General features: G+C 51.2%; 19 protein-coding genes. 14 read left to right on the top strand and 5 right to left on the bottom strand.

Features of this window, described 5'->3' with window-relative positions; genetic code table 11:
* Positions 1-91 precede the first annotated feature (91 nt).
* The 8 genes from VFS25_RS03160 to VFS25_RS03125 all read left to right on the top strand — a co-directional run bounded on the left by VFS25_RS03160 (position 92) and on the right by VFS25_RS03125 (position 7,534).
* Positions 92-1,231, top strand: coding sequence for a beta-ketoacyl-ACP synthase III (locus VFS25_RS03160; RefSeq protein WP_326460661.1), 1,140 nt, complete (start codon positions 92-94; stop codon positions 1,229-1,231).
* A 33-nt stretch (positions 1,232-1,264) separates the two neighbouring features.
* Complete coding sequence (locus VFS25_RS03155) at positions 1,265-1,663, top strand: hypothetical protein (protein ID WP_326460660.1); 399 nt, start codon at positions 1,265-1,267, stop codon at positions 1,661-1,663.
* 76 nt (positions 1,664-1,739) lie between these two features.
* A complete protein-coding gene (locus tag VFS25_RS03150; RefSeq protein ID WP_326460659.1) occupies positions 1,740-2,744 on the top strand; it encodes a BtrH N-terminal domain-containing protein in 1,005 nt (334 codons plus the stop codon).
* A 102-nt stretch (positions 2,745-2,846) separates the two neighbouring features.
* On the top strand, positions 2,847-3,590 hold the full coding sequence (locus VFS25_RS03145) for an ABC transporter ATP-binding protein (RefSeq protein ID WP_326460658.1): 744 nt from the start codon (positions 2,847-2,849) through the stop codon (positions 3,588-3,590).
* 7 nt (positions 3,591-3,597) lie between these two features.
* The gene (locus tag VFS25_RS03140; protein WP_326460657.1) at positions 3,598-4,884 is read left to right on the top strand and encodes an ABC transporter permease; all 1,287 of its coding nucleotides are present in this window, start codon (positions 3,598-3,600) and stop codon (positions 4,882-4,884) included.
* 109 nt (positions 4,885-4,993) lie between these two features.
* On the top strand, positions 4,994-5,251 hold the full coding sequence (locus VFS25_RS03135; RefSeq protein WP_326460656.1) for a phosphopantetheine-binding protein: 258 nt from the start codon (positions 4,994-4,996) through the stop codon (positions 5,249-5,251).
* A gap of 17 nt (positions 5,252-5,268) precedes the next feature.
* A complete protein-coding gene (locus tag VFS25_RS03130) occupies positions 5,269-6,480 on the top strand; it encodes a beta-ketoacyl-[acyl-carrier-protein] synthase family protein (RefSeq protein ID WP_326460655.1) in 1,212 nt (403 codons plus the stop codon).
* Between the two features lie 16 nt (positions 6,481-6,496).
* Positions 6,497-7,534: a beta-ketoacyl synthase chain length factor gene (locus VFS25_RS03125; RefSeq protein WP_326460654.1), complete on the top strand. Its 1,038-nt coding sequence runs from the start codon at positions 6,497-6,499 to the stop codon at positions 7,532-7,534.
* A gap of 43 nt (positions 7,535-7,577) precedes the next feature.
* Here VFS25_RS03125 and VFS25_RS03120 read toward each other — a convergent pair whose 3' ends face one another.
* Positions 7,578-9,308: a M14 family metallopeptidase gene (locus tag VFS25_RS03120; protein ID WP_326460653.1), complete on the bottom strand. Its 1,731-nt coding sequence runs from the start codon at positions 9,306-9,308 to the stop codon at positions 7,578-7,580.
* Positions 9,309-9,637: 329 nt separating this feature from the next.
* Complete coding sequence (rpsT, locus tag VFS25_RS03115; protein ID WP_326460652.1) at positions 9,638-9,892, bottom strand: 30S ribosomal protein S20; 255 nt, start codon at positions 9,890-9,892, stop codon at positions 9,638-9,640.
* 278 nt (positions 9,893-10,170) lie between these two features.
* Between rpsT and VFS25_RS03110 the strand changes: the two genes are divergently transcribed.
* From VFS25_RS03110 to VFS25_RS03100, 3 genes are all read left to right on the top strand, one after another.
* On the top strand, positions 10,171-12,927 hold the full coding sequence (locus VFS25_RS03110) for a 2-oxoglutarate dehydrogenase E1 component (protein WP_326460651.1): 2,757 nt from the start codon (positions 10,171-10,173) through the stop codon (positions 12,925-12,927).
* A 47-nt stretch (positions 12,928-12,974) separates the two neighbouring features.
* A complete protein-coding gene (odhB, locus tag VFS25_RS03105) occupies positions 12,975-14,555 on the top strand; it encodes a 2-oxoglutarate dehydrogenase complex dihydrolipoyllysine-residue succinyltransferase (RefSeq protein ID WP_326460650.1) in 1,581 nt (526 codons plus the stop codon).
* A 129-nt stretch (positions 14,556-14,684) separates the two neighbouring features.
* Positions 14,685-15,812: an RsmB/NOP family class I SAM-dependent RNA methyltransferase gene (locus VFS25_RS03100; protein WP_326460649.1), complete on the top strand. Its 1,128-nt coding sequence runs from the start codon at positions 14,685-14,687 to the stop codon at positions 15,810-15,812.
* An 8-nt stretch (positions 15,813-15,820) separates the two neighbouring features.
* Here VFS25_RS03100 and VFS25_RS03095 read toward each other — a convergent pair whose 3' ends face one another.
* The 3 genes from VFS25_RS03095 to mnmA form a co-directional block, all read right to left on the bottom strand.
* Positions 15,821-17,512 (bottom strand): S8 family serine peptidase, encoded by a 1,692-nt coding sequence (locus VFS25_RS03095; protein ID WP_326460648.1) that lies wholly within the window; start codon positions 17,510-17,512, stop codon positions 15,821-15,823.
* Positions 17,513-17,627: 115 nt separating this feature from the next.
* A complete protein-coding gene (locus VFS25_RS03090) occupies positions 17,628-20,966 on the bottom strand; it encodes a glycosyl hydrolase family 18 protein (RefSeq protein WP_326460647.1) in 3,339 nt (1,112 codons plus the stop codon).
* A 343-nt stretch (positions 20,967-21,309) separates the two neighbouring features.
* Positions 21,310-22,404, bottom strand: coding sequence for a tRNA 2-thiouridine(34) synthase MnmA (mnmA, locus tag VFS25_RS03085; protein WP_326460646.1), 1,095 nt, complete (start codon positions 22,402-22,404; stop codon positions 21,310-21,312).
* Positions 22,405-22,739: 335 nt separating this feature from the next.
* On the opposite strand from mnmA, the gene VFS25_RS03080 reads away from it, so the two are divergent.
* The 3 genes from VFS25_RS03080 to VFS25_RS03070 all read left to right on the top strand — a co-directional run.
* On the top strand, positions 22,740-24,254 hold the full coding sequence (locus tag VFS25_RS03080; RefSeq protein WP_326460645.1) for a tagaturonate reductase: 1,515 nt from the start codon (positions 22,740-22,742) through the stop codon (positions 24,252-24,254).
* Between the two features lie 251 nt (positions 24,255-24,505).
* Positions 24,506-25,900, top strand: coding sequence for a glucuronate isomerase (gene uxaC, locus VFS25_RS03075; protein WP_326460644.1), 1,395 nt, complete (start codon positions 24,506-24,508; stop codon positions 25,898-25,900).
* Positions 25,901-26,122 (top strand): PfkB family carbohydrate kinase (locus VFS25_RS03070; RefSeq protein WP_326460643.1); only part of this gene is annotated, 222 nt, incomplete at its 3' end.

Raw genomic sequence — 26,122 nt, 5'->3', positions numbered from 1 at the left:
TATATTTACACGCTCAACACGGCATGGTTATGGGATAATCCATGTGTTGCCCCGCATGGCGGGCTGGTATTTTAAAAGAGCTTTTTTTCAGATGAAGGACGTATTTATTACTAGGCTATCCAAATTTTTACCCAACGAGCCTGTTGGAAATGATGAAATGGAAAGTATACTGGGTATGGTTGATGGAAAGCCATCGCGTGCCAGGTCTATGATCTTGGGAAATAATAAGATTAAAACACGTTATTATTCCTTAGATAAAAACGGCAACAGTACACATACGAATGCAGAAATGACGGCAGCTGCCGTACAGGCGCTGTTTGACGATAAATTCCCGATTAGCCGTATGCAGCTGCTGGCCTGTGGTACTACATCTCCTGACCAGCTGCTGCCTAACCATGCCGCCATGGTGCACGGGCTGCTCAAATGCCAGCCCGTAGAGCTGATTGCCGCCACCGGCGCGTGCGCCGCAGGCATGCAGGCCTTTAAATACGCTTACATGTCGGTAAAATGCGGTAATACCAGCAACGGGGTAAGCACCGGGTCTGAAAAATTTTCAGCCTGGATGCTGGCCAAAAAATTTGAGCCGGAAACCGAGAACCTGAAACAGCTGAGTGAAAACCCGATCATTGCTTTTGAAAAGGATTTTCTGCGCTGGATGCTGTCAGACGGCGCCAGCGCCGCCCTGTTCCAGGACAAGCCCAATGAGAACGGCCTTTCCCTGCGGGTAGACTGGGTAGAGATTGCCTCTTATGCCCATGAGCTGGAAACCTGTATGTATGCCGGCGCTATCAAAAACAACGACGGCAGCACCAAAGGATGGATAGATATGACGCCGGAGGAATGGGCGCAGCACAGCGTATTTTCCTTTAAACAGGACACCCGCCTGCTGGGCAAGAACATTGTACCTTCCGGTGCAAAAATGTGGAAAGAGCTGGTAGAACGCTACAATATTGATATAGAGAACGGAGTAGATTATTTTCTGCCACACCTTTCATCTGAATATTTCCGCTTCAGGATAGATGAAGAGATCACCCGTTTGGGCGTGCCCATTCCGCAGGAAAAGTGGTTCACCAACCTTACCCGCGTGGGTAACGTAGGCACTGCCTCTCCTTACTTTATGCTGGAAGAGCTGATGAACACCGGCATGCTGAAAAAGGGCCAGCAAATTGTGATGATGGTGCCGGAGAGCGCGCGTTTCTCCTACGCATATGCGCACCTGACAGTGGTATAAGGCAAAAGCCTGCTCCTTTTAAACTGTTCTTTCATGAAACAGCACGAAGTTCCGCAGGATGGCGATAACCTGCATGAAGGCACTTTTAAACAATTGTTTTATGCCGTAAACGATGCGGGTGAATACACCCCGGTGTCCAGCGTAGGTTGGGAACCGGAAAATGTAGCCATGGCCCAGGCCTGGGAAGAGGTGTACGCCAGGGTAGAAAATGCCCGTGCCCGCGCGCTGGCCGGTGAAATAAGTCCTATTGCCTATTATATGGAGAAAAACCTGATGGACCTGCCGCTGCTGGCCAGCTATGTAGGCAAATTCCAGTGGCAGGTAAAACGCCATCTGAAGCCCCGGGTATTTAAAAAGCTTGGCGCCACTATGCTGCAGCGGTATGCTGCCGCCTTTAAGATCACGGTGCAGGAATTACAACATATAAAATAGTTATTGCCCATAGTACACGGTCTGCAAGCCACGGCGGTTTGACGTTGGTTTGCGGACCGTGCACAATACAGACATCATGAGCCAAATTCAATTTAACCACGTGCAAACGGCACATTGTGAGAGTGGGGTCATATCTAACCTGTTCCGGCATTACGGCCTATCCATCAGTGAACCGATGGCTTTTGGCATCGGCGCCGGCATTTTCTTTGGCCATCTGCCTTTTGTAAAGGTGAACGGCGTACCCGGCACCACCTACCGCATATGGCCGGGCGCCATTTTTCAGCGGGTATGCAGCCGCCTGGGAGTAAAAATGCAGTCGCAGAAATTTTCCAGCCCCGAAAAGGCGCAGCAGGAGCTGGACCGTGTGATAAGCCGGGGTATTCCCGTGGGCGTGCTGTCAAGCGTATACTACCTGCCTTATTTTCCGCCGGCTTACCGCTTTCATTTTAACGCGCATAACCTGGTGATCTATGGCAAAAACGGCAATAACTACCAGGTAAGCGATCCTATTATGGACACTGTAACGGAAATAGATCCCAAAAGCCTGGCCGAAGCGCGTTTTGCAAAGGGCTTTCCCGAGCCCAGGGGTAAAATGTACTACCCCGTGCAGGTACCGTCTGATGTTAGCTTTCATAAGCCGGTGCGCCAGGGTATTGAGCAGGCGTGCCATTATATGTTAAAGATACCGGTGCCCATGTTCGGCGTAAAAGGTATGCGTTTCCTGGCCAAACGGTTAAAGTATTACCCCGAAAGGGTGGGCGACCGCAAAGCCACGCTGTACCTGGGCAATATTATACGTATGCAGGAAGAAATAGGCACCGGCGGGGCCGGCTTCCGTTTTATGTATGCCGCCTTTTTACAGGAAGCGGCTGAGCTGCTGCACCAGCCGGAGCTGGCCAGGCTATCCAAAGAGCTTACCGGCATTGGCGACCTTTGGCGCAACTTTGCCTTTAATGCCGGCCGTGTTTGTAAAAGCCGTGCGGCGGATAATGTGTCTTATGCAGAGTTGAGCGAAATGCTGCTGCAATGCGCCGCTGCAGAAGAAGTATTCTTCCGGCAACTGGCTAAAGTAAAACTGTAAATTAGATGTGCAGGTATGCAAATGTGCAGCTATGCAGATGAAAAATCCGCTTAGATCAACATCTGCACATTTGCATATCTGCACATCCGCACATCTCAACATATGGTTAGTGTTCAAAATTTACATAAAACCTACCGCGGCGCGCTGGAGCCTTCGTTAAGCGGGCTTTCGTTCAGCTTTCCGCAGGGCAGGATAGCAGGTTTGCTGGGGCCTAACGGCGCCGGCAAAACTACTACCATCTCTATCCTTTGCGGGTTGGTAAAGGCAGACAGCGGTGATGTGCGGCTGTTTGACCTGCACCAGGATGCTCATCACCGGGAGGCCATTAAAAAGCTTATTGGCATTGTGCCGCAGCAGATAGCTTTATTTCCGCAGCTGAGCGCCTGGGAAAACTTGGTTTATTTTGGCAACCTGTATGGTTTAAAAGGCAAGCCGCTGTACGCCAGCATTGCAACCTACCTGCAGCGCTTCGGGCTGGAAAGCGCAGGTAAAAAGGAAGTATATAAATTCTCCGGCGGTATGAAACGCCGTACCAATATTATTGCCGCCCTCCTGCACAACCCGAAGCTGCTGATACTGGACGAGCCTACGGCCGGTGTGGATGTACAGTCGCGCAACATGATACTGCAGTTTTTGAAGGAGTACAACCGGCAGCAGGGCGTAAGCATTTTATACACCTCGCACCTGTTGGAGGAAGCGCAAAGCCTGTGCGATGAAGTAGCAATTATTGACCAGGGCCGGCTGGTGCTGCAGGGGCAGCCTTCACAGCTGGTACAGCAGCACCCGGAATGCCGCAACCTGGAAGAAGTTTTTCTGCACCACACCGGGCTGGCGGTAAGAGATTAAATACACTATGCTGAGATTACTGGCTACCATACGGAAAGAATGGCTGTTGCTGATAAGGGACCGGGCAGGACTGGCGCTGCTGTTTTTAATGCCGCTGGTGCTGATTACCGTGATGGCGCTCATCGAAGACGCCCCGTTCCGCGATTACCAGGAGCTGAAGTTCGACATACTAACAGTAGATAACGACCACGGGCGCCTGGCCCGCTACATTAAAGCCGGCCTGGAACACAGCGGGCAGTTTACGCTTGTTGACTCCCTGGATGGTAAGCCTGTTACCGCTGAAGATGCAAAACGCCTGGTGAACAACGGCGATTATAAAATATGTATTGTTATACCCCACGGCGCTACAGCCGCTATTGTTAGTAATGCTAACCATATTGTAAATGACCTTTCCAAACGCATGGGCCTGCCGGCCGTGCAGCCGGTAAAAAAGCATAATGACTCGCTGAACGTAATCATTTATTTTGATCCTGCGGCAAAAAAAGCGTTTAAAAGCGCCATTCACCAGGCCCTGGACAACTTTTTAACGCAAGTGGAAACAAACCTGCTGCTGGAACGTATTAAGCTGAAGCTGCGCAGCAGGGAGGCGGATGCCGCCGATACCTTTGCCATACAATTAAAAGCCATAGGCCTGCAGGAGCAGGTGACCGGGCCCGCCAGGCAGGTAAATACAGTGTATAACTCCGTGCAGCATAATGTGCCGGCATGGAGCATATTTGCCATGTTCTTTATTGTAATACCTATTGCCGGTAACATGATACGGGAGCGGGAAGATGGCAGCCTGCTGCGCATACGGCTCATACCCGGCTCTTACCTGGCCCTGCTGGCAGGCAAAATGCTGTTTTTTGTAAGCATATGCGTGGTGCAGTTTTACCTTATGACGCTGGTGGGCATTTACTTAATGCCTTTGCTGCATTTGCCACGCCTGGTGCTTGGCCACAGCTATTTACCCGCATTTGTAATAGTGCTTTGTATTTCGCTGGCGGCAACGGCATATGGCATATTGGTTGGTACGTTATTTAAAACGCCTAACCAGGCATTGAACTTTGGCGCTATTTCCATTGTGATCCTGTCGGCCATTGGCGGCATATGGGTGCCGTTGGAAGTAATGCCGCCCGCCATGCAGTTCATTGGCCGTTTAACGCCGCTGAACTGGGGCCTGGAAGCTATTAATGACCTGTACCTGCGCAACGGCGGTTTTCCGCAGGTGATAGGCAATGCAGGCAAACTGCTGGCGTTGTGTTTGATAATGTTATACATCGCCGCCCGGGTAGAAAAAGGAAGGATCAGCTGAAAACCGGCACAGGCATGTATTTATTTTCTAATCAATTGTAAAACTGTATTTTTACCGTTGTCCCGGTGCAAAATTGGTCTGATATTGGGATATACCTACAACAACTACTATGGAAGATTTAAAACAGAAATTAAAGGTACAGATCATAGAAGCATTGAACCTGCAGGATATTAAACCTGAGGATATTGACGATAATGCGCCTTTATTCGGAGAAGGGTTGGGGCTGGACAGTATTGACTCTCTTGAGCTGATGGTGCTGCTGGAAAGGCATTACCAGATAAAGGTGGAAGATCCGCGCGAAGGCCGGAAAATATTACAGTCTGTGCAGTCCATGGCTGAATTTATCCAATCCAAACAACCGGCTTAACGCGGGTATACGGTAGCATGGCGGAACGTGTGTTTATAACAGGTATGGGAATGATCACCGCCATTGGTGATACGGTAGCAGCCAATTTCAGCAGCCTGCAGCAACAGCAAAGCGGCCTGGGATTTACCAGCTATATTGATACCATTTACAAAGACATATTGCCGGTAGCAGCGGTAAAGCACAGCACAGCGGCGCTGAGCGAAATGGCCGGTATCATCGCCGGCCCGGCATACACCCGCACTACGCTCTTAGGTTTGCTGGCTATGCAGGAGGCCTTGCAGCAGGCCGGTATCAGGGACCTGCAGCAGGAGCCGGCAGGGTTTATCAATGCATCTACCGTAGGCGGTATGTGCGATACCGAAAAAGTTTATTTTGATATTATAGACCGCGAAAAAAAAGGCGACTTTCTTCAATATGTAGATACGCTGGATTGCGCGGATTGCACACAGCGTATAGCCGACAAAGTAGGGTTTTCAGCATATATTACCACCATCAGCACGGCCTGTTCTTCCTCCGCCAATGCATTAATGTACGGCGCCCGCCTGGTTAAGCAGGGGCTGTTACGCCGCGTGGTTTGCGGCGGTACCGAAGCGCTTACCCGCTTTACCCTGAACGGCTTTAACTCCCTCAAGAATGTGGATAAGCGGCCCTGCCGCCCGTTTGACCAGCAGCGCAACGGACTGAACCTGGGAGAAGGCGCCGCCTACCTGGTGCTGGAAAGCGAAAGCCTGGCAAGGGAAAACAACAGCCGTATACTGGCCGAGCTAACGGGATATTGCAACACCAACGAAGCATTTCATCCCACCGCGCCTTCACCGGAAGGCGATGGGGCCTACACTGCCATGAAAACAGCTTTGGCCATGAGCGGCAGAAGCACCGGCGAAGTGCAGTATGTGAATGTGCACGGCACCGCCACCCTGAATAACGACATCTCTGAAGGCAAGGCCCTGGAACGCCTGTTTGGCGCGCAGGTGCCGCCTTTCAGCTCTACCAAGCCTTTTACAGGCCATACCCTGGCGGCAGCCGGCGCTATTGAAGCTATTTATGCAGTGCTGGCCATACAGCACCAGGTAATATTTCCCAATCTTAATTTTACGGAGCAAATGGAGGAGCTGTCCATTACGCCGGAAACCCGGCTGCTGGAGGCGCCGGTAGAAACCGTAATTTCAAACTCATTTGGCTTTGGCGGCAACAATGCCTCCCTGGTGATCAGCAAATATGAACGGTAGTTGTTACATACAAGCAATGGCGGCTATTTCGCCACAGCATACGTTTGACGGAGATATTTTTTCCCGGCCGCTGCAAACCACGGACGCCAACCTGTTTGCCATTACAGCACCGGATTATAAAGCCTTTATTCCCGCCAACAGCCTGCGGCGTATCAGCCGCCTGTTAAAAATGGGATTAACCGCCGCCATGCAATGTATGCAGCACAGCGGGCTGGGGGCCCCCGGCGCTATTATTACCGGCACGGGCAAAGGCAGCCTGCAGGACACGGAGCGCTTTATAAAAGATATACGCCAGTATGAGGAGCGTGCGCTGAACCCCACCCCCTTCATACAGTCAACCTACAACGCGGTAAACGGCATGATAGCCGTACAGCAGCAGATCACCAGCTATAACAATACCTTTGTGCACCGCGGTTTTTCTTTTGAGAGCGCTTTGCTCGACAGCATGCTGCAGTTGCAGGAAGGCGCTTCCCATACGCTTACCGGCGCTTTTGATGAAATATCCGACGAGCACTATTACATCAAATCCCATCTTGGATATTGGAAAAAGGAAATGGTGAACAGCGCGGAGCTGTACAACCATCTTTCCCCGGGTACCATTTGCGGCGAAGGAGCCGTATTCTTTACCCTTACAGCAGCGCCTTCGGCGCAAAGCTATGCCCGGGTGGCAGGCCTGCGCATGTTATACAAGCCTACACTGGAGGCGCTTACAGCCGGGCTTTCCGCATTCATGGAGGAAAAGGAGCTGTCTGCAAAAGATATAGACCTGGTTATTACCGGCCGTAACGGCGACAGTAATTTCGAGCATTTCTACCAGCAGGTAAGTCTTGCTTTTCCCGGCACCTGCCAGCTGCCTTTTAAGCATTTGTGCGGCGAGTATGAAACCGCCGGCGCTTTTGCGCTGTGGTTAGGTGCGCAGCTAATAAAAGCGCAGCAGGCGCCGCAACAATGGTTTCCCATGGTACAGCGCCTGCCGGCCACTATGCAGCGCATCTTAATCTACAATCATTTCTTTGGCGAGCAGCACGCCTTTATATTGCTGGAGCGGGCATAAGGTGTAACCCCTGCTAACCGTGCGCAGGTAGCAGCGGTCGTGCTTACAGCACGCGGTATACCGGGTACCGCATATACCCTGGTTCAGCATATTGCGAATGCTCGTACACAAAATCCAGCTGCGCATGCGCGTTATGCGCAAAGGCAGTATCAGTGCTTCTCCGTTTTTCCAGCTCCGCCTTTAGCTCGGGGTGCCGGCGTAAATATTCCGCTGCGGTATCTTCAAATGCATAGGCCGAATAGCCTTCTTTCGGCGTCAGGATAGCATCAAAAAAGTTCCAGGCAAAAAAAGAGTCGCCGCCCATGGGCTCCAGCGTTTCTACCAGGTAGCGGTTGGCGTTCTGGTTCATGGGTATGTAATAATCGCCTTTACGGAAAGTCATTTTTTCCTGGGTGGCAGCCACTTTCACCTGGCTGTGCAGGTAATGTTTTTCAAAGGGCCGCGTAGCTGTTTTATAGCTAGTAATGTGGTACACTTCAACGGTAAGGGTAGTATCGGCGGGCAGGCGGCGCATGATTACGCTGGTATGCTTTAACCGGTCAATAACAGGCCACCAGCCCTGCGGGATAATATAGGCAGCGGGTTTTTGCACAAAGTTGCCCGGCTCCGCAAAGTTGTAAAAAGGTATCTGCCGCTCGTAAGGCTGGCTGCGGTCGTAATACAGGCGGGGCAGCCCTGAAATTTCACTGGGCTTATGCCCGGCTTTGTAACCTTTAAAGGTGATGGTGCTGTGGCGGCTCATGTCTGTTGTCCACTCCAGCGGAAAGCGGGTTTGTGTTTTTACGGCTGCTTTGGTTTGGTCGCGCAGCGCTTTAATAGTGGCGCTATGCTCACTCACAAACTGTATAAAACATTCCATGAGCGCATAGGTAGCCTTTACCCGTTGCGGGTAGGGCTTTAACATATGCGTTTCCGGTACAAAGCCAAAGGTATGGAACAGGGTAGTGTAGCCGCTGGAGTAGCGGGGACCGTCGGTATACTCCGTCCAGCCGCTGTCGGGCGTTTCCCCGAAATGGTTTACATAAGGCACCAGGTCGTAGCCGCGCGCTTTCATTAATTTATACAGGCCGGGCTCAAACTCCTTGTTCAGGTAATCGCCCATTACGCCGCCCAATTCATTATGCTGGGTGCATAGCAGTGTCATTACATGCTGGTAGTCTGCGCCATTGCTTACATGGTTGTCAACAAATACATCGGGATCAGTAAGCTGGTAAATCTGCTGGAAAGAGCGGGCATTTTTAGAATCTGTTTTAATGAAATCGCGGTTCAGGTCCAGGTTCTGGCCATTGCCGCGCGAGCCAAATGCATCGGGCCCGTTCTGGTCTACCCGGTAATTGGGGCTGCGGTTCAGGGCGCCGCCTATATTATATACAGGTATTACGGCCAGCACCACATTATCCGGCAGGTGTTTTTTGCCCTGGGCAAGGTCGCGCAGCAGCATCATGCTGGCATCTATACCATCCGGTTCGCCGGGGTGTATGCCGTTGTTAATAAGGATAATGCGCTTGTTTTGCCGGTGCAGCTGTTTAAAATCAAAAACGCCCTGGTTGGAGAAAACAGCCAGGTGCAGGGGGTAGCCGGCATCTGTAGGCCCCATTGCCAGCAGCTTTATTTGCGGAAAGCGCTGGTCCAGCCGGCGGTAATAATCAATACATTCATTGTAGGTAGCGGTTTCGCGGCCCTGGGTGCGCTCAAAACGGGTGGCCAGGTCCTGGGCAACGGAAGGCAAATACAGCAGCCAGCTGCAGGCGGCAACAATCAGGAGTTTTCTCATCGGTCGGATTTAGATTTCAGGGAAGTTAAAATAATCATTTATTTCATAGTGTTGGAGAGGAAAAGGAGTGCAGTATCTGCCATGAATGAAGCCCGGTACGGTGAGAGATGCTGCTGTGCCGTAATGTACGGGAAGGGCAATATGTACCTGTGATGTTGAAAGCATGCAGGGCCTGTTATCGCTCAATATGGTTGCTGATAAAAGTACAGGCACATAAAAGCGCCGACAGGTAAAGCGGGCTGGCGGCCTGCAAACAATAGCAAAAACAAAAAGCCCTTCCTGCTTTAACAGGAAGAGCTGTGTATATGAAATAAGTTGATAGCCTGTGATTAAGCCAGGGTGTTCACCTTTTTAGCCAGTTTGCTTTTCAGGTTAGAAGCCTTGTTCTTGTGGATAACGTTACGTTTAGCCAGCTTGTCAATCATTGCGACAACAGATGACAGGTCTTTCTCAGCTGCTGCCTTATCGGTCAGCGCTTTCAAATCACGGATGGCATTACGGGTAGTTTTACCGTAGTAACGGTTACGCTCATTACGCTTTCTGCTCTGACGTACGTCTTTTTTCGTTGCTTTATGGTTTGCCATTTTTCAATTTTCAGTTTCAGGAGGGCAAAGGTACGGATATTCTTTTTGCAAAACAAAAAATTAATGTACCGGTTATTCCGGGCACAAATCTACGAATACATGTGTTTGTAACCATCTCCCCAGCCGGTTTATGTACTACTTTATCCGCATATTTATTCATTATTTTACTACCGGTTTAACAAAAAACAAGCGATATTTGCAATCCAATATTATCAATGGGTATCAAATTCCGACAGAACAAGTAATTTGAACCGAAGACCAAGCAAAACTCGTTGTAAATGAAGGACTTCTCATTTGTCACTAACTCTCACCCTGCTTACATTGAATCATTATACCAGGATTACCGCAAAGATCCTCAATCCGTTGATCCTGAATGGGCGAAATTTTTTGAGGGATTTGACTTTGCAGTATCCACGCAAAATGGTAAAGCAGCAGGTGCACCAGTGGCGGCAGGAAGTAGTGCGTTGCCGGTGTCCGGCGACCAGCTCACCAAAGAGCTGAATGTATACAGGCTGATACAGGCCTACCGTAAAAAAGGCCACCTGATCTCTAAAACCAATCCCATCCGGGAAAGAAAGAACCGCCAGGCTAACCTGGATATTTCTTTTTACGGGCTCACCGATGCCGATCTGAAAACCGAGTTTTTTGCCGGCCAGGTAATAGGGCTGGGCAAAACCTCCCTGGAAAATATTGTAAACCGGCTGAAAAAAGTATATGCCGGCCCTGTAGGACTGGAATTTACCTATATCAACGATGCTAAAAAAATAGAATGGCTGCAGCAGGAAATGGAAAACACCCTGCACCAGCCCTTTTCCCTGGAAAAGAAAAAGCACATCCTGCTTAAGCTGAACCAGGGCGTTATTTTTGAAAACTTCCTCCATAAAAAATACATAGGCCAGAAGCGCTTTTCACTGGAAGGTGGCGAAAACACCATTACCGCGCTGGATGCCATGATCAACACGGCGTCCGAGCTGGGCGTACAGGAAGCTGTAATAGGCATGGCGCACCGCGGCCGCCTGAATGTGCTGGCCAATACCCTGGGCAAAACCTATGAGCAGATATTCACCGAGTTTGAAGGACTGGCCACCCCGGATATTACCATGGGCAGCGGCGACGTGAAATACCACCTGGGTTTCCGCTCTATGGTAGATACGCCCTCCGGTAAACAAATAAATCTGCAGCTGCTGCCTAACCCGTCACACCTGGAAGTGGTAGACCCGTTGGTAACCGGCTTTGCACGCAGCAAGGCCGATGTTATTTATGGCAGCGACTATGACAAAATATTACCGATACTGATACATGGCGACGCCGCCGTAGCAGGCCAGGGCGTAGTGTACGAGCTGGTGCAGATGAGCAAGCTGAAAGGCTATTACACTGGCGGTACCATGCATTTTGTGATCAATAACCAGATAGGTTTTACCACTGATTTTGACGATGCCCGCTCTTCCGATTACTGCACCAGCGTAGCTGCTATTGTGCAGGCGCCGGTATTTCATGTGAACGGAGATGATGCAGAAGCCGTGGTAAAAGTTTCTGAAATAGCCGTTCGTTACCGGCAGGAGTTTAACTCCGATATTTTCATTGACCTGCTTTGCTACCGCCGGCACGGCCATAACGAAGGCGATGAGCCCAAGTTTACCCAGCCCAGCCTGTATGCCCTCATCGACAAACATCCCGACCCGCGCCAGGTGTACACACAGTACCTGCTGCAGAACGGTGAATCTGATGCGCAGAACATGGCCAAGGATATGGAAAAGAAATTCTGGGCAGAGCTGCAGGAGCGGCTGGATGAGGTAAAGCAGCACCCGCTGCCTTACAGCTACCAGAAGCCCGAGCAATGGTGGGCGGCCTTACGCAAAGCCACCCCGCAGGATTTTGAGCAGTCGCCCGTAACAGCCATTAAGGAAGAAGACTTTACCCGCCTGTTCAATAACCTGATGCAATGGCCCAAGGATTTTGTGCCCCTGCGCAAGGTGGAAAAGCTGCTGAAAGACAAGATTAAGCTATATCAAACAGAAGGCAAGGTAGACTGGGCTACCGGCGAGCTGCTGGCCTACGCCAGCCTGCTGGTAGAAGGGAAGGACGTACGCATGAGCGGGGAAGATGTGCAGCGCGGCACCTTCTCCCACCGCCACGCCATTTTGTTTGATGAAAATACCAATGCCACCTATAACCGCCTGGCCCACCTGCAGGAAAAGCAGGGCCAGTTCCGCATTTACAACTCGCTGCTGAGTGAGTTTGCGGTAATGGGTTTTGAATATGGCTATGCCCTGGCCAACCCCAATACCCTGGTATTGTGGGAAGCCCAGTACGGCGATTTCGTGAACGGCGCTCAAACGGTAATAGACCAGTACCTGACCAGCGCAGAGCAAAAGTGGACCACCATGAACGGCCTGGTGCTGCTGCTGCCACACGGGTATGAAGGCGGTGGCCCCGACCACTCCAATGCCCGCCCCGAGCGCTTTTTACAGTCCTGCGCAGAATATAATATTGTCGTTACCAATATTACCACTGCGGCCAACTTTTTCCATGGGCTGCGCCGCCAGCTTACCTGGCCCTTCCGCAAACCCCTGGTGAACTTTTCGCCCAAAGCCAACCTGCGTCACCAGGGAGCTTATTCAACAATGGCCGAATTTACCAGCGGCGGCTTTAAAGAGGTGCTGGATGATCCGTTTGTTGAAGACGCAGCACAGGTAAAGAAAGTACTGTTCTGCTCCGGCAAGATCTATTTTGACCTGAGCGAAAAGCAGGTGAAAGATGGCCGTAAGGATGTAGCCATTATACGCCTGGAACAGTTGTACCCCCTGCCGGTAGCGCAGCTGGAGGCTATTAACCAGAAGTACAAAGGCGCCACCTGGTTCTGGGTGCAGGAAGAGCCCCTGAATATGGGCGCGGCCGCTTACCTGCAAATGAACCTGAAGCAGCTGAATTACGGCGTTATTAGCCGTAACCCCAGCGCCGCCACTGCTACCGGTTATGCGAAAGTGCATACCCGCGAGCAGCAGGAGATCATTGACACGGCGTTTAATATTTAAATCGTGGATCGTAAACAGAATAATTTTGCAAACAGAAAACTGAAATAATGGTTGTCGAAATCAAAGTTCCTACGGTAGGAGAATCTATAAGCGAGGTAACAATTGCAAAGTGGTTGAAAAAAGACGGGGATTATGTGCAGCAGGATGAAGTATTGTGCGAGATGGAATCGGAAAAGGCCACCTTTGAGCTGAATGCAGAGAAAGCAGGTGTGCTGAAAATAGCCGCCCCGGAAGGCGCTACGCTGAATATTGGCGCTGTGGCCTGTACTATTGATACAGATGCCGCCCCCCCTGCCGGTGCAGTAGCGCCGGTAGCGCCCAATGCCGCTGAAGCCGCCGCTGCCGCCAAAGAAGGGGCGCCTGCCCCGGAAGCGCCCGCAGGCCCTCCGCCGGCCAACAAAGGAACTATTGATATGAAAGTGCCCACCGTGGGAGAGTCTATAAGCGAAGTTACGCTGGTAAAATGGCTGAAGAAAGATGGTGAGTACGTAGAGCGGGATGAGATGTTGTGCGAAATGGAATCTGAAAAAGCCACCTTTGAGCTGAATGCAGAAGAAGGCGGTATATTAAAAACAATAGCTAAAGAAGGCGATGTGCTGAAGATAGGCGATGTTGCCTGCCAGATAGATACCAACGCGCCCCGCCCGGCCGGCAAGGCAGCTCCTGCTGCAGCACCGGCGGCAAAGGCAGAAGCGCCCAAAGCCGCACCACAGGCGCAGCAGGCGCCGGCCACTATACCAGGCAACGTTAAAGCATCGCCGGTGGCAGCCGCCGTTATTGCAGATAAACACGTGGACCCTGCTTCCATTAAAGGCAGCGGCGTTCATGGCAAAATATTGAAGGATGATGTGTATGCCGCCCTGCAAAACCCGGGCGTGGCAATAGGCAAGGAGCTGTTTAGCCGTACAGATCGCAGGGAGAAAATGAGCAACCTGCGTAAAACCGTATCGCGCCGCCTGGTAGAAGCCAAAAACACGACCGCCATGCTCACCACTTTTAACGAAGTGGACATGAGCCGCATCATGGAAATACGTGCGCAGTATAAAGAGGTGTTCAAGAAAACGCATGAAGTAAACCTTGGCTTCATGAGCTTCTTTACCAAAGCCTGCTGCTTTGCCCTGCAGGAGTTCCCGTCTGTAAATGCCTACATTGACGGTGAGGAACTGGTGTACCATGACTACTGCGATATATCTATTGCCGTATCTGCCCCTAAAGGGCTGGTTGTGCCGGTAATACGCAATGCAGAAAGCCTGGGCATGGCAGAAATAGAGAAAAAAGTGGTAGAGCTGGCCACCAAAGCCCGTGATAACAAGCTCACCATGGAAGAGATGACCGGCGGTACCTTTACCATTACCAACGGCGGTGTGTTTGGCTCCTTAATGAGCACCCCTATCATTAACATCCCGCAATCCGCCATCCTGGGTATGCACAAAATACAGGAGCGCCCCATGGCAGTGAACGGCCAGGTAGTAATACGTCCCATGATGTATGTGGCCCTGAGCTATGACCACCGCATTATTGACGGCCGCGAGTCTGTAAGCTTCCTGGTGAGGGTAAAAGAAATGCTGGAAAACCCTGAACAGCTGCTGTTCGGCAGAGATCCGGTAAAGGCGTTGCTGAAGCTGTAAGCACTCAGATAAATTAAAAAGCAAAAAGCAAAAATTAAAAGTCAAAACTTAATTTTTGCTTTTTGCTTTTTTACTTTTCTTTGTTCTATGACCCGCTGGGAAAATTATTTGCTATCTGCTGAACGAATTGTGACTACATATGATGGCAGTCTGCCATTGCACCATTTCCTGAAACAGTTTTTTAAACAGCATCCGCAAATGGGCAGCCGCGACCGGCGGTGGGTATCACAGCTGGCCTATGCTTTTTACCGCCTGGGGCATTTGTGGAAAAATGAAATGCCGGCGCGCGACCGTCTTTTGCTGGGTCTTTTTTTATGTGAAACACAGGCAAATGAAATACTGGCCCTGCTAAAGCCCGAGTGGAATGAAAAGGCGGCGTTGCCTTTGCCGGAAAAGCTGGCTGCCATATCCCTTAACGGCCAGGCGCCTGCCCCCGCTGATATTTTCCCTTTTACGGATGAGCTGTCTGAAGGCATTGATGCTGCTGCTTTTGCCCGTTCTTTTTTTGTGCAGCCCCGTTTATTCATCCGCGTGCGAAAGCACAAGCAGGAAGCTATAACCGCCCTGCTGCAGCAGGCCGGCATAAACGGCGAATGGCTGGCCAATGATATGCTGGCGCTGCCCAACGGCACCAATATAGAAACCGTTATTCAACAGAAGGACTGGTACGAGATACAGGACGCTTCCTCCCAGCAAACCGGTATGCTGCTGCAGCCTGAACCAGGGCAACGCTGGTGGGATGCCTGCGCCGCCAGCGGTGGTAAATCGCTGCTGCTGATGGATAAAGAGCCCAGGGTAGCGCTTACCGTGAGCGATGTGCGCGTATCTATCCTGCAAAACCTGCATGAGCGTTTTGCAACTGCGGGCATCAAAAATTATGAAACCAAGGCGCTGGACCTTACCCAGCCCGTGCCTGCATCCAGCCTTGCCCCCGGCTCTTTTGACGGTATTATACTGGATGCGCCCTGCACCGGCTCCGGTACCTGGGGCCGCAGCCCGGAGCACCTGTATTTTTTTGACCCGGAAAAGATCACTGCTTTCAGCAGCGTACAAAAACGTATAGCCGATAATGTTATACCGCTCTTAAAACGCGGCGGTACGCTGGTGTATATTACCTGCTCGGCCTTTAAGCAGGAAAATGAAATGGTAGTGGAGCATATTTGCGGGCATAACGGCCTCCAACGCCGGGAGGGCGGCATTATTGCCGGTTATAACAACGGTGCAGATACCATGTTTGCGGTGAGGATGGTGAAATAGATGTGCAGTTACAGCTTTATCATTTTAACTACTTCTTTTTTTGTTCCCTGTACCCATCTTAAATAATAAATGCCTTTAGGTAATGCCTCCAGCCCTGTTTGCGTGGTAAAGTAGCCATAGCTGCTTACAGCCGGCAGCTGCCATAACCGGGTAATCCGGCCACCGGCGTCGATCAGCTGCAGGTACACGGGCTGTTGTGTGCCGGCAGACTGATAGTATACCTGCAGTTGGTTGGTAAAAGGATTGGGAAACACTTTCAGCAGGCGGTTGGCCAGCTGTTGGCGGATAAAGGCAGTATCTCCCGCCTCACTTCTCAGCAATGTATCATACGCGGCATGAAAGTTCGGAATGCCATAGCCCATGCGGTTATCCGGCGCTGCGTACTGGCTGGCCGATGCTTTTACCGCCTGTACAATTTCCATATTGGTGCGTTGCGGAAAGGCCTGCCATAAGCAGGCAACCAGTCCGGCTATTACCGGGCAGGCATAAGAGGTGCCGTTGCCGCCGGTTACCGTACCATCGGTATTTATTAAAGCCGTGTTTACGCCCATGCCGGCTACATCCGGTTTAATGCGCCCGTCTGCCGTAGGGCCATAGCTGCTGAAATTGGCCACCTGCCCCTGGCTTGATACTGCGCCCACGGTTAGCACGCTGTCTGCATCAGCAGGGGCCAGCAGGTATTTCCAGGCAGTGGTTCCTTCATTGCCCGCAGCAGTTACTACAATCATGCCTTTGCGTACCGCCAGTGCCGCAGCCTGCGTAATGGCCAGGCTATGCCCGTTCAGCTGCGCATAGGTGTGGTTATATGCCGGGTCATCAAAAGTGTTATAGCCAAGGGAAGAAGATATTACATCTACCCCCAGGCTATCTGCCAGCTCTACGCCGGCAGCCCAGTTACTTTCTTCTACCGGCTGCTCGGCGCCTGCTTCTTCTGTGCGCAGCAGCACATAGGCGGCTTCGGGGGCAGTGCCCATCAGCTCACCGGGCAGGTTGGCCGCCAGTACTGACAGGCAGTGGGTGCCATGATCGTCAAAATCATACACTGCTGCTGTGCTGTTGGTTAAATTGCGTGTGTAGGCAATTTTGTTATTGCTGCGCAGCCAGGCAAAGGCCCGGTTATTGTTTACAGAAGGGAAACCGCCGTCCAGCACCGCTATCAGCATGCCAATACCTTTCAGGTTTTTATTATGCAGGTATTCTCCGGCGTGCAAATGTACTTGCGTATAAGCGTTACCGTAATCAACATCTGCAGTGCCAGCGCTGCGGGCAGGGGAGGTGGTAAGGTGGTCGCGTTGCCGTTGCCCGCCTGGTGCTGCCAGCCTGCCCGCACCTTTTACCAGCGTTTTTACAAACGGCAGCTGTTGTATTTTTTGCAGGGCGGCTGCATCGCTGGTTTGTATAACGGCCTGGTTGAACCAGCGTAAGGTGTACAGTACCTGTACATTACCGGCCAGCCGCAGGCTGTCGGTATAAGCAGGGTTTACCGGAAGGTCGGTGCTGTCAATAGCCAGGTGCTGGCGGGTACGCCGCGCTATGGCGCGGGCAGAGAGGTAGGCTGCAGGGGCATCCAGCCGGTAGGGCGTGTTGTTTTTATCGGTAAAGGAAATAACGTAGCGGGGCGCCTGGGCCTTAACGGATAAACCGGGCAGCAGCAGGCATAGGATGTAAAAAAGGGATATGGGTAATGCAAATGTTTTCACAATAGGCCGGGTATTGATGTGAAATTAGCGCTTCCGGCTCAAATATCCATGCAGGCAGCTGCATAGAAAAGGCCGGGCATTATTGCCCGGCCCATGTTCGCTGGTGTATGCTTTTTTATTGGATGATGACCTTTTGGGTATAGGTTTTTTTACCGTTGGTGATAGTGATGATATATAACCCGCCGGGCACATTGCCTGTAGGGATAGTGAGCGTGCCCGCATTGGTTTTTTGATAAGATACAACGCGTTTGTTCACATCTATCAGCTGCACCTGTACAGGATGGCTGGCATCATATTCTTTCACCTTTACCATAAAGGCGCTGCCCTTTACTACCGGGTTTGGGTATACGAGCGCGCCGCCGGTTTTGCCAGCGGCTGTTGCATCAGGCATTGCGGTAGTTGCTGCAATAGCGGTTCTGGCAGCAGCGCCTGCCACGCCATAGTTAAAGGCTTCCCAGCCGCCAATGGTAGTACGGTTGCAGGTCATGGCCAGGGCGCCGTTCTCGGAGGAAACATACAGCCCGTTATTGCCGCGCAGGGAAATAGTGCCGTCTGCATTCACAATCCAGTCAAACTTTTCCCAGTCCTGTGCAGCTGTGCGGTTGCAGGTTATGGATTGTTCGCCGTTTTCGGAAGAAACAAACTTGCCCTGGTTGCTCAGTGTAATTTTGCCGTTGCCGCCATCGCCTACCAGGAACTGGTTCCAGCCGGCTACTACGGTAGCATTGCACCACATGGGACCAACGCCGTTCTTGGAGCTTACATACTGGCCGTTAAAGCCCTGCAGCCATATGGTTTGCCCGATAGGCGCACCGGTGGCGGGCGGGGGATTAGTATCGCCGCTTCTTTGCAGCACCACATCATGAATGGCGGAAAGCAGGGAGTTAGCGCCGGTTGCATCCTGGGAAAGCTCCCATATCATAATACCGCCGCCATTGTCAAATGCCAGGTTGGTTTTGCTTTTAATGGTGGGTATGCCGTTGTAGTAATTGCCGTTGAACACATCGGAATTGGGGCTGGCGCCCTGCGACAGCAGGGTGGCATAGGAGTCCCAGCTGGGCCTTGCATAAAAGGGTACGCCCAGTATGGCTTTTTCTTTAGCCAGGCCGCGGTTGCGCCAGTAGTTCAGCGAGCTTACGGCATAGCTGTAGGGAGAATGGTTGCTGTTGTTGGCATCATAGGCCATGATGGTCAGGAAGTCCACCACGTTAAATACGCCGCTTAAAATGCTGCTGCCGCCTTCTGCTACCACTGCGGCAGTTAAGAGCTTGCCGCGGTTGTGCATTTCATTGGAGAGCTGCGTCATCAGCGCCAGGTAGTTGTTGGCAGAGGCGCCGGCATCGGGGTATTCCCAGTCAATATCCACGCCGTCTAAACCATACTGGTTTACAAAGCTGATGATGTTGTTCACAAAGGTGGTGCGGGTGCCGCTGCTGGCAGCCAGGCCTTCAAAGCCGCTGTCGTTGCCATCGTTCCAGCCGCCTACTGAGATCATTACCTTTACCCCGTTTGCATGCGCCTTGCTTACCAGGTTTTGCAGCTTGGAGGGGTTTTCAATGGCCTGCAGGCTGCCGTTGGAGTTGGGCAGCAAAAAGGCATAATTGATGTGTGTGAGCTTGCTGTACTGCACCGTGTTTACATCGCCAGACCAGGAGGGCATATAGCCTACTACCTTAAAAGTGCCGGCGGCAGCTGCTACATCGGAATTACCCGGTGCGGCGCTGCTCACTTCTCCCCAGGAAAAAGCTTCCCACCCGGCAATGCTGGTGCGGTTGCAGGTCATGGCCTGCGTGCCGTTCTCAGAAGAAATATACAGGCCATTGCTGGCGCGCAGGGAAATGGTACCGTCTGCATTTACGATCCAGTCGAATTTTTCCCAATCCTGTGCAGTGGCCCTGTTGCAGGTAATGGGCGCTTCGCCGTTTTCAGATGAAACAAATTTGCCCTGGTTGCTCAGCGTAATTTTACCATTGCCGCCGTCGCCTATCAGGAACTGCTCCCAGCCCTGTACCGCATCGCGGTTGCAGTTCATGGGCGCTTCGCCGTTTTCGGAGCTTACATATTTACCGTTAAAGCCTTTGAGCCAGATGGTTTTACCTACCGGCCCCTGTGAGGGAGGCGGCTGTATGCCCGGGGCCACGGCTGCCAGTGTATTGTTGTTCTTTACACAGTTGGCAAATTGAATATTGTTAAGCACCGCGGCCATGTTGGCGGCGCCGTCCATCAGGTAGGGCGAGTTGATGTGCAGTAATGCGGCATTTTCCTGCGTGTCGAAACGTTTGTAGGTCCAGTGGCACCAGCCAATGCCTTTTGAGTTCAGCGCGCGGATGTTCTCACTTAACCAGTTATTATCGTTTTCACCGGTTTCACCTACCCAAACAGGTACCTGGTTGGTGTTGCGGAAGTTTACCAGGTTGGCAATGAGATTAACCTGGTTCACATCGCCATTGGTTTCCGTGGTGGAGTTGGTGATCCAGTAACGGTGGGCGCTGTACACCAGGTTGCTGCGGTTGGAGAATGTAAAGGGCTCCATGTAGTTGTAGTTGTTGCCCCATCCGTTGCCTTCTATCATCAGCAGGTGATCATCGCCCTGCGCGCGGATGGCATTGATCAGGCGCTCAAACAGGTCATGTATGGTACGGTTGTCCGGTACATTGTTCGGCTCATTGATCAGGTCATAGAAAGCAATACCGTTGTTGTTGATGTAGTGGCTGGAAAGGCGCTGCCACAGGCGAACGGTAATGTCTTTGTAGATCTGCCTGTTCCACAGGTCGTTGCCTACCAGGGCGTCGGAAATGTTGGCGTCTGTACCTTGTGCGCCGGGAGCGGCGTGCAGGTCCAGCACTACGTACATGTTGTTGGCGGCTGTCCATTTCAGCAGGCTGTCTGTGAGGCGGAAGCCTTCGAGGTTAGGACCGTTAAACAGCTGGTTGTTGTTGTACCAGGTTGTAAGGGAGCTTACATAATTCGTGTAATTCCCCGGGTTATGCGCTACGCTGTTACGTACGGCGCGCTGGCTGGCAGTAAGGAACAGCTCATAGTGCAGGGGCAAACGTACGCAGTTAAAGCCTTTGGAGGCCAGGAAGTCGATGTCTGCCTTTGTAATGAAGTTATCGCGCCAGCGCTGGTAAAAAGCTTCTACCTGGGCGTCGGTCTGGCCCTGGTCGTACAGCCTTTTTTTAATAGACCATTGCGTGCCGGCGCCCGTGAATGATGGTTTGATCATGTAGCCTTCCTGCAGCATCCAGCTGCCCAGGCCCACGCCTTTCAGGATCACCTCCTGGTTACCGGCATTTACAATGCGGGTACCACTGGCGTGTAGCCGCGATAGTTGCGCAAACGTTTGCACACTCAGGCAGCAAAATGCCGCCAGCAAAACAGGCAAAAAATAAAGGTAAAGGTTTGTTGCACGGCGTGGAAGTCCGTGCCGTTGAGTGGTAGAACGGGTTTTCATAGTACGGTTCTTGGTTTTAGTTTAAAAGGTTCAATAAAGGTTGCGCTATCCCGGCAAGCGGGGGCACGGTATGAGTCGCACAAGTGCAGTGCTGGTACTATTGTACCTGGCTGAATAAAGGGAAAAAGCTAAAAAGGGCAATAAAAAAGCGCACGGACTGTATAAAGATATGAGGCGGGGGTAATGAGTAATTAAGAATGAATAATGAATAATTATACCTGGTGCGGTGGGGGATTGTTATGAAATGCCTTTTTTATAGTAGTGTAGGCGCCCATAGTGGCTGAAACCAGGGCTGCGGAGAATTTGCAGGCGGATTTTTATGCCGGTTGCAGGCAGCCGCGCTTTACAACCTTTGTATAATGCCGCCGCCAATTACATCGTCGCCTTCATAGAACACCGCCGACTGCCCGGGGGCAATGCCTTTTACCTGTTCGTAAAAGCGAACGCCGATCTGCCCGTTATCTGCATGATACAGGTTGCTTAAAGCGCCTTTATCCTTGTAACGGATCTTGGTGGTAGCTTCCAGTCCTTCGGGAATATGATCATACTTCACCAGGTTAATACCGGCTACACGCATTTCGTTCCTTTGCAGGTCATCTTCTTCGCCCAGCACCACGGTATTGGTTTCGGGGATAATGCCGGTTACATATACTGGCCGGCCCAGGGCAATATCCAGCCCTTTCCGCTGGCCAATGGTATAAAACGGGTAGCCTTTGTGCTTACCTACAATGGTGCCGTCTTTCAATACAAAATTGCCGCCGTTTACCTGTTCTTCCAGTCCATCTACCCGGCGTTTCAGGAAGCCGCGGTAGTCGTTGTCCGGCACAAAGCATATTTCATAGCTTTCTGCTTTTTTGGCCAGCTCGGGGTAGCCGAAGTCAAACGCCATCTGGCGGATCTCTGTTTTACGGTATTTGCCCAGGGGCAGCAGGGTACGCGCCAGCACATCCTGCTGCAGGCCCCACAGCACATAGCTCTGGTCCTTCAGGTCGTCAATGCCTTTGCTGATCACGTAGCGGCCGTTATGCTCGCGTACCTGGCCGTAATGGCCGGTAGCAATAAAGGCGCAGTCCATGGCATCGGCTCTTTTCAGCAGCGCCCGCCATTTGATATGGGTATTGCAAAGCACGCAGGGGTTAGGGGTGCGGCCTGCCAGGTATTCCTCTACAAAATTATTGATCACAAAATCCCCGAACTCGTCGCGTATATCCAGCACAAAATGCGGGAAACCATGATGCACGGCTGCTGCGCGGGCATCATTAAAAGAGTCCAGGTTGCAACAGCCGGTTTCCTTTTTACTGGCGCCGGAAGATGCATAATCCCAGGTCTTCATGGTAATGCCTATCACTTCATATCCCTGCTCGTGCAGCATCAGGGCGGTAACCGTACTATCTATACCACCGCTCATCGCCACCAGCACTTTGCCGTTTCTGCTCATAGTATTTTGTATAAGGCTGCAAAGTTAAGAAAATCCTGCCATTGCGGCCGGGGAGCGTATTGATAGTACTGATAGGCAGATAGAGCCGAATGATAGGCGCCGGGAACAGCTTCGATGCAACATTCAACCTCAATATGGCTCGAAAGGGTCACTGCTACAGGCGCGCCGAAACAGCTGCAGTGCGCCATTCAACCGCTATAAGGCCCGAAAGCGTTCACCGCTGACAAGCGTCTGAAAACAGCCGCAGCACCCAATAATCTTTGTTTTTTCTATAAAATCTTAAAATGGAAGCCTATATTTAAGGGATAAAGTATTAAATATCATAAATTAGTTCCATGTTACCTGTATTAAATAACGATTATGTGCTGTCCCGGCCCGACTTGCAAATTTCCCGCGAGTATTTAAGCTACCCCGAAAAAGTACTGCAGTTCGGTACGGGCGTGCTGTTAAGGGGATTGGTAGATTACCTGGTAGATAAAGCCAATAAGCAGGGGATTTTCAAAGGCCGGGTAGTAGTGGTAAAATCAACCGACGGCCCTGTTACAGAATTTTCCGAACAGGATAATTTATACACTACGCACATCAAAGGAGTGGCGCAGGGCGAATTAATTAACCGCACCCTGGTGAACGCTTCTATTAGCCGTGTTTTGCAATCGAATGCAGATTGGGCGGAAGTATTGAAAACAGCCCAGCAGCCTGATTTACAGGTAATTGTTTCCAATACTACAGAAGTAGGCATCCAGTACGTGGCCGAAAAAATTGTCACAGGCGTGCCGGCCTCTTTTCCGGGAAAATTACTGGCGGTGCTGTGGGAGCGCTACCAGCACTTTAAAGGCAGCGCAACCAGTGGTTTTGTAATAGTGCCTACAGAGCTGGTGGTAGATAACGGCCGTTTGCTGCAGGCAATAGTGCTGCAGCTGGCCGCCTTTAACCAACTGCCCGAAGCCTTCACGGAGTGGGTGAAAACAGCCAATTATTTTTGCAGCTCGCTGGTAGACCGTATTGTGCCCGGCAAGCCCCGCGACCTGGAAACACTGCAGCAGCAGGCCGGTTACCGGGATGGTTTGTGGATTGATGCAGAGCCTTTCCTGTTGTGGGCTATTGAAGGGGGAGAACAGGTACGGCAGGTGCTTTCCTTTCAGCAGGCAGATGCACGTATGCTGATTGCGCCCAGCATTACGCCTTACCGTGAGCAGAAATTGCGTATCTTAAACGGCAGCCATACCATTTCCGTACCCCTGGCTTTCCTGGGCGGATTAAACACCGTGTATGAATGTATGGAGCACACCTATATGCGCAGCTTTTTCCGTACAGTAGTAATGGACGAGATACTGCCCACTATACAGGATATTTGTCCCCAGGCCAATACCTTTGCACAGGATGTGCTGGACCGGTTTGCCAATCCTAACATTGCACATAAGCTTATCAGCATTACTTTCCAGGAAAGCTCTAAAATGAACGCGCGGAATGTGCGCACGCTGTTCCGTTACTATGAGCGTAAACATGCCCTGCCACAGGCCATGTGCCTGGGGTTTGCAGCCATGCTGCTGTTCCTGCGCCCAGTGAAGGAAGAAAACGGCAGGTATTTTGGCGCGCGCGGCACAGAAGAATATCTTATTACAGATGATAATGCCGCTGTTTTTGCCGGTTACTGGAAAGCGGTAGCTACCGCAGAGCCGGTGGCTGTTACCAGCCTGGTGCAACAAATAGCGGCCGATACCCGCCTGTGGGAAGCTGATCTTACACAGCTGCCGGGATTTACGGAAACTATTGGCACGCACCTGCTGGGCATGATGCAGGAAGGCACGCTGGCGTATGCAGCAAAGCAGAAAGAACTACGGATTGTTTAATTACGAATTAAGGTGCTTATAAATATCACTGTTCATGGCAGTAATATAAATGGTGTTGTTGCCTAGATGAAGGCGGCACCAGTAAAGAATTACGAATTATTTAATTACGAATTACGAATTGGGAAGTGTTCTATAATATCACGGTTCATTACAATAATTACAGTTTGAAAGGGGCAGGCAGCTATATTGATTGCTGCACCGCCTTTAATTCGTAATTCGTAATTGACCCATTCGTAATTAATTCTACGCGTATGAAGGATTTCTTAACAGCAGATTTTTTATTGCAAACAGCTACGGCGCAACGTTTATACCATGAGTATGCCGCGGGCATGCCGGTTATTGATTATCATAACCATTTGCCGCCGGATGAAATTGCCGCCAACCGGCAGTTTGAGCACCTGAGCGCCATGTGGCTGCAGGGCGATCATTATAAATGGCGGGCCATGCGCGCCAACGGCGTTGCAGAAAAATACATTACCGGCAACGCAGACCATTTTACCAAGTTCAAACACTGGGCTGCCACGGTGCCTTATACCATGCGCAACCCTTTATACCATTGGACGCATATGGAGCTGCTAAACCCTTTTGGCGTTACACAGCAGCTGAATGCGGGTAATGCAGCGGAAATTTACGATCACTGTAACGCGCAGCTGCCGAAATGGACCACGCAGGCGCTGCTGCAGCATTTTAAAGTAGCAGCTTTGTGCACTACAGATGATCCGGCCGACAGCCTGGAGCATCATAAAGCCATACAGCAGAAAAAGCTGGCAGTGAAAGTGCTGCCTACTTTCCGGCCCGATAAGGCGCTGGCGGTAGAAGATCCTGTGGCTTTTAACGCTTATATGGATAAGCTGGGCGCTGCTGCAGGCAAAGAGATTAACAGCTACCAGGCCTTGCTGGATGCACTGCGCAGCCGGCACGATTATTTTCATGCCATGGGCGGCCGCCTGTCGGACCACGGTATCAGCACCTTTTATGCAGCTCCTGTTACAGCAGCAGGACTGGAAAGCATATTTTCAAAATTACGTATAGGCAATACCGTTAGCCAGCTGGAAGCGGCGCAGTTTAAAGCAGCCACGCTGCATTTCATTTGCGAGTGGAACTACGAAAAAGGCTGGGTACAGCAGTTTCATGTAGGCGCCATCCGTAATAACAACAGCCGGCTGCTAAAGCTGGTAGGCGCCGATGCGGGTGTAGACTCCATTGGCGACTGGCAGGTAGCGGAAAGTATGTCGGCCTTCCTGGATGGCCTGGATAAAAAAGACAAGCTGGCCAAAACAATTGTTTACAACCTGAACCCTGCTTACAATGAGGTATTTGCCACTATGGTAGGTAACTTCCAGGATGGCACGGTGGCCGGTAAAATGCAGTTCGGATCCGGCTGGTGGTTCCTTGATCAGAAAGACGGCATGGAAAAACAAATGAACGTGTTAAGCAATATGGGCCTGCTGAGCAGGTTTGTAGGCATGCTTACAGATTCAAGAAGTTTTCTTTCCTATTCGCGTCATGAATATTTTAGGCGTATTTTGTGCAATCTTATAGGAAATGATGTAGAGAACGGAGAGTTGCCCGCCGATATTCCCTGGCTGGGCAAAATGGTACAGGATATTTGTTACTATAACGCAAAAGCATACTTTGATTTTTAGATGAAACCGGTTAAAGTTATTTCGTACGGGGAGTTGTTATTCCGTTTTTCACCTGAATGGGAACAAAACAGTTCGGCATTATATATTGGTGGGGCAGAGGCGAATATGGCTGCCTCCCTGGCCCGCTGGGGCACGCCGGTGGCCTATATCAGCAAAGCGCCGGAGAATGGATTATCCCGGCAGGTAATGCAGCAGCTGGAAAAGGCCGGCATTAACACTGAT

Source organism: Chitinophaga sp. (assembly GCF_035761305.1).
Lineage (GTDB): Bacteria > Bacteroidota > Bacteroidia > Chitinophagales > Chitinophagaceae > Chitinophaga.
Note: the sequence above shows the minus strand (reverse complement) of the source record. Positions and strands in the feature narration are given on the sequence as shown.

Excerpts from the sequence above, each read along its gene's own strand:
- rpsT (WP_326460652.1), bottom strand. The coding sequence starts at position 9,892 with ATGGCAAACCATAAAGCAACGAAAAAAGACGTACGTCAGAGCAGAAAG.
- odhB (WP_326460650.1), top strand. The coding sequence starts at position 12,975 with ATGGTTGTCGAAATCAAAGTTCCTACGGTAGGAGAATCTATAAGCGAG.
- VFS25_RS03155 (WP_326460660.1), top strand. The coding sequence starts at position 1,265 with ATGAAACAGCACGAAGTTCCGCAGGATGGCGATAACCTGCATGAAGGC.
- VFS25_RS03080 (WP_326460645.1), top strand. The coding sequence starts at position 22,740 with ATGTTACCTGTATTAAATAACGATTATGTGCTGTCCCGGCCCGACTTG.
- VFS25_RS03130 (WP_326460655.1), top strand. The coding sequence starts at position 5,269 with ATGGCGGAACGTGTGTTTATAACAGGTATGGGAATGATCACCGCCATT.
- mnmA (WP_326460646.1), bottom strand. The coding sequence starts at position 22,404 with ATGAGCAGAAACGGCAAAGTGCTGGTGGCGATGAGCGGTGGTATAGAT.
- VFS25_RS03140 (WP_326460657.1), top strand. The coding sequence starts at position 3,598 with ATGCTGAGATTACTGGCTACCATACGGAAAGAATGGCTGTTGCTGATA.
- VFS25_RS03160 (WP_326460661.1), top strand. The coding sequence starts at position 92 with ATGAAGGACGTATTTATTACTAGGCTATCCAAATTTTTACCCAACGAG.
- uxaC (WP_326460644.1), top strand. The coding sequence starts at position 24,506 with ATGAAGGATTTCTTAACAGCAGATTTTTTATTGCAAACAGCTACGGCG.
- VFS25_RS03090 (WP_326460647.1), bottom strand. The coding sequence starts at position 20,966 with ATGAAAACCCGTTCTACCACTCAACGGCACGGACTTCCACGCCGTGCA.
- VFS25_RS03125 (WP_326460654.1), top strand. The coding sequence starts at position 6,497 with ATGGCGGCTATTTCGCCACAGCATACGTTTGACGGAGATATTTTTTCC.
- VFS25_RS03135 (WP_326460656.1), top strand. The coding sequence starts at position 4,994 with ATGGAAGATTTAAAACAGAAATTAAAGGTACAGATCATAGAAGCATTG.
- VFS25_RS03145 (WP_326460658.1), top strand. The coding sequence starts at position 2,847 with ATGGTTAGTGTTCAAAATTTACATAAAACCTACCGCGGCGCGCTGGAG.
- VFS25_RS03110 (WP_326460651.1), top strand. The coding sequence starts at position 10,171 with ATGAAGGACTTCTCATTTGTCACTAACTCTCACCCTGCTTACATTGAA.
- VFS25_RS03120 (WP_326460653.1), bottom strand. The coding sequence starts at position 9,308 with ATGAGAAAACTCCTGATTGTTGCCGCCTGCAGCTGGCTGCTGTATTTG.
- VFS25_RS03150 (WP_326460659.1), top strand. The coding sequence starts at position 1,740 with ATGAGCCAAATTCAATTTAACCACGTGCAAACGGCACATTGTGAGAGT.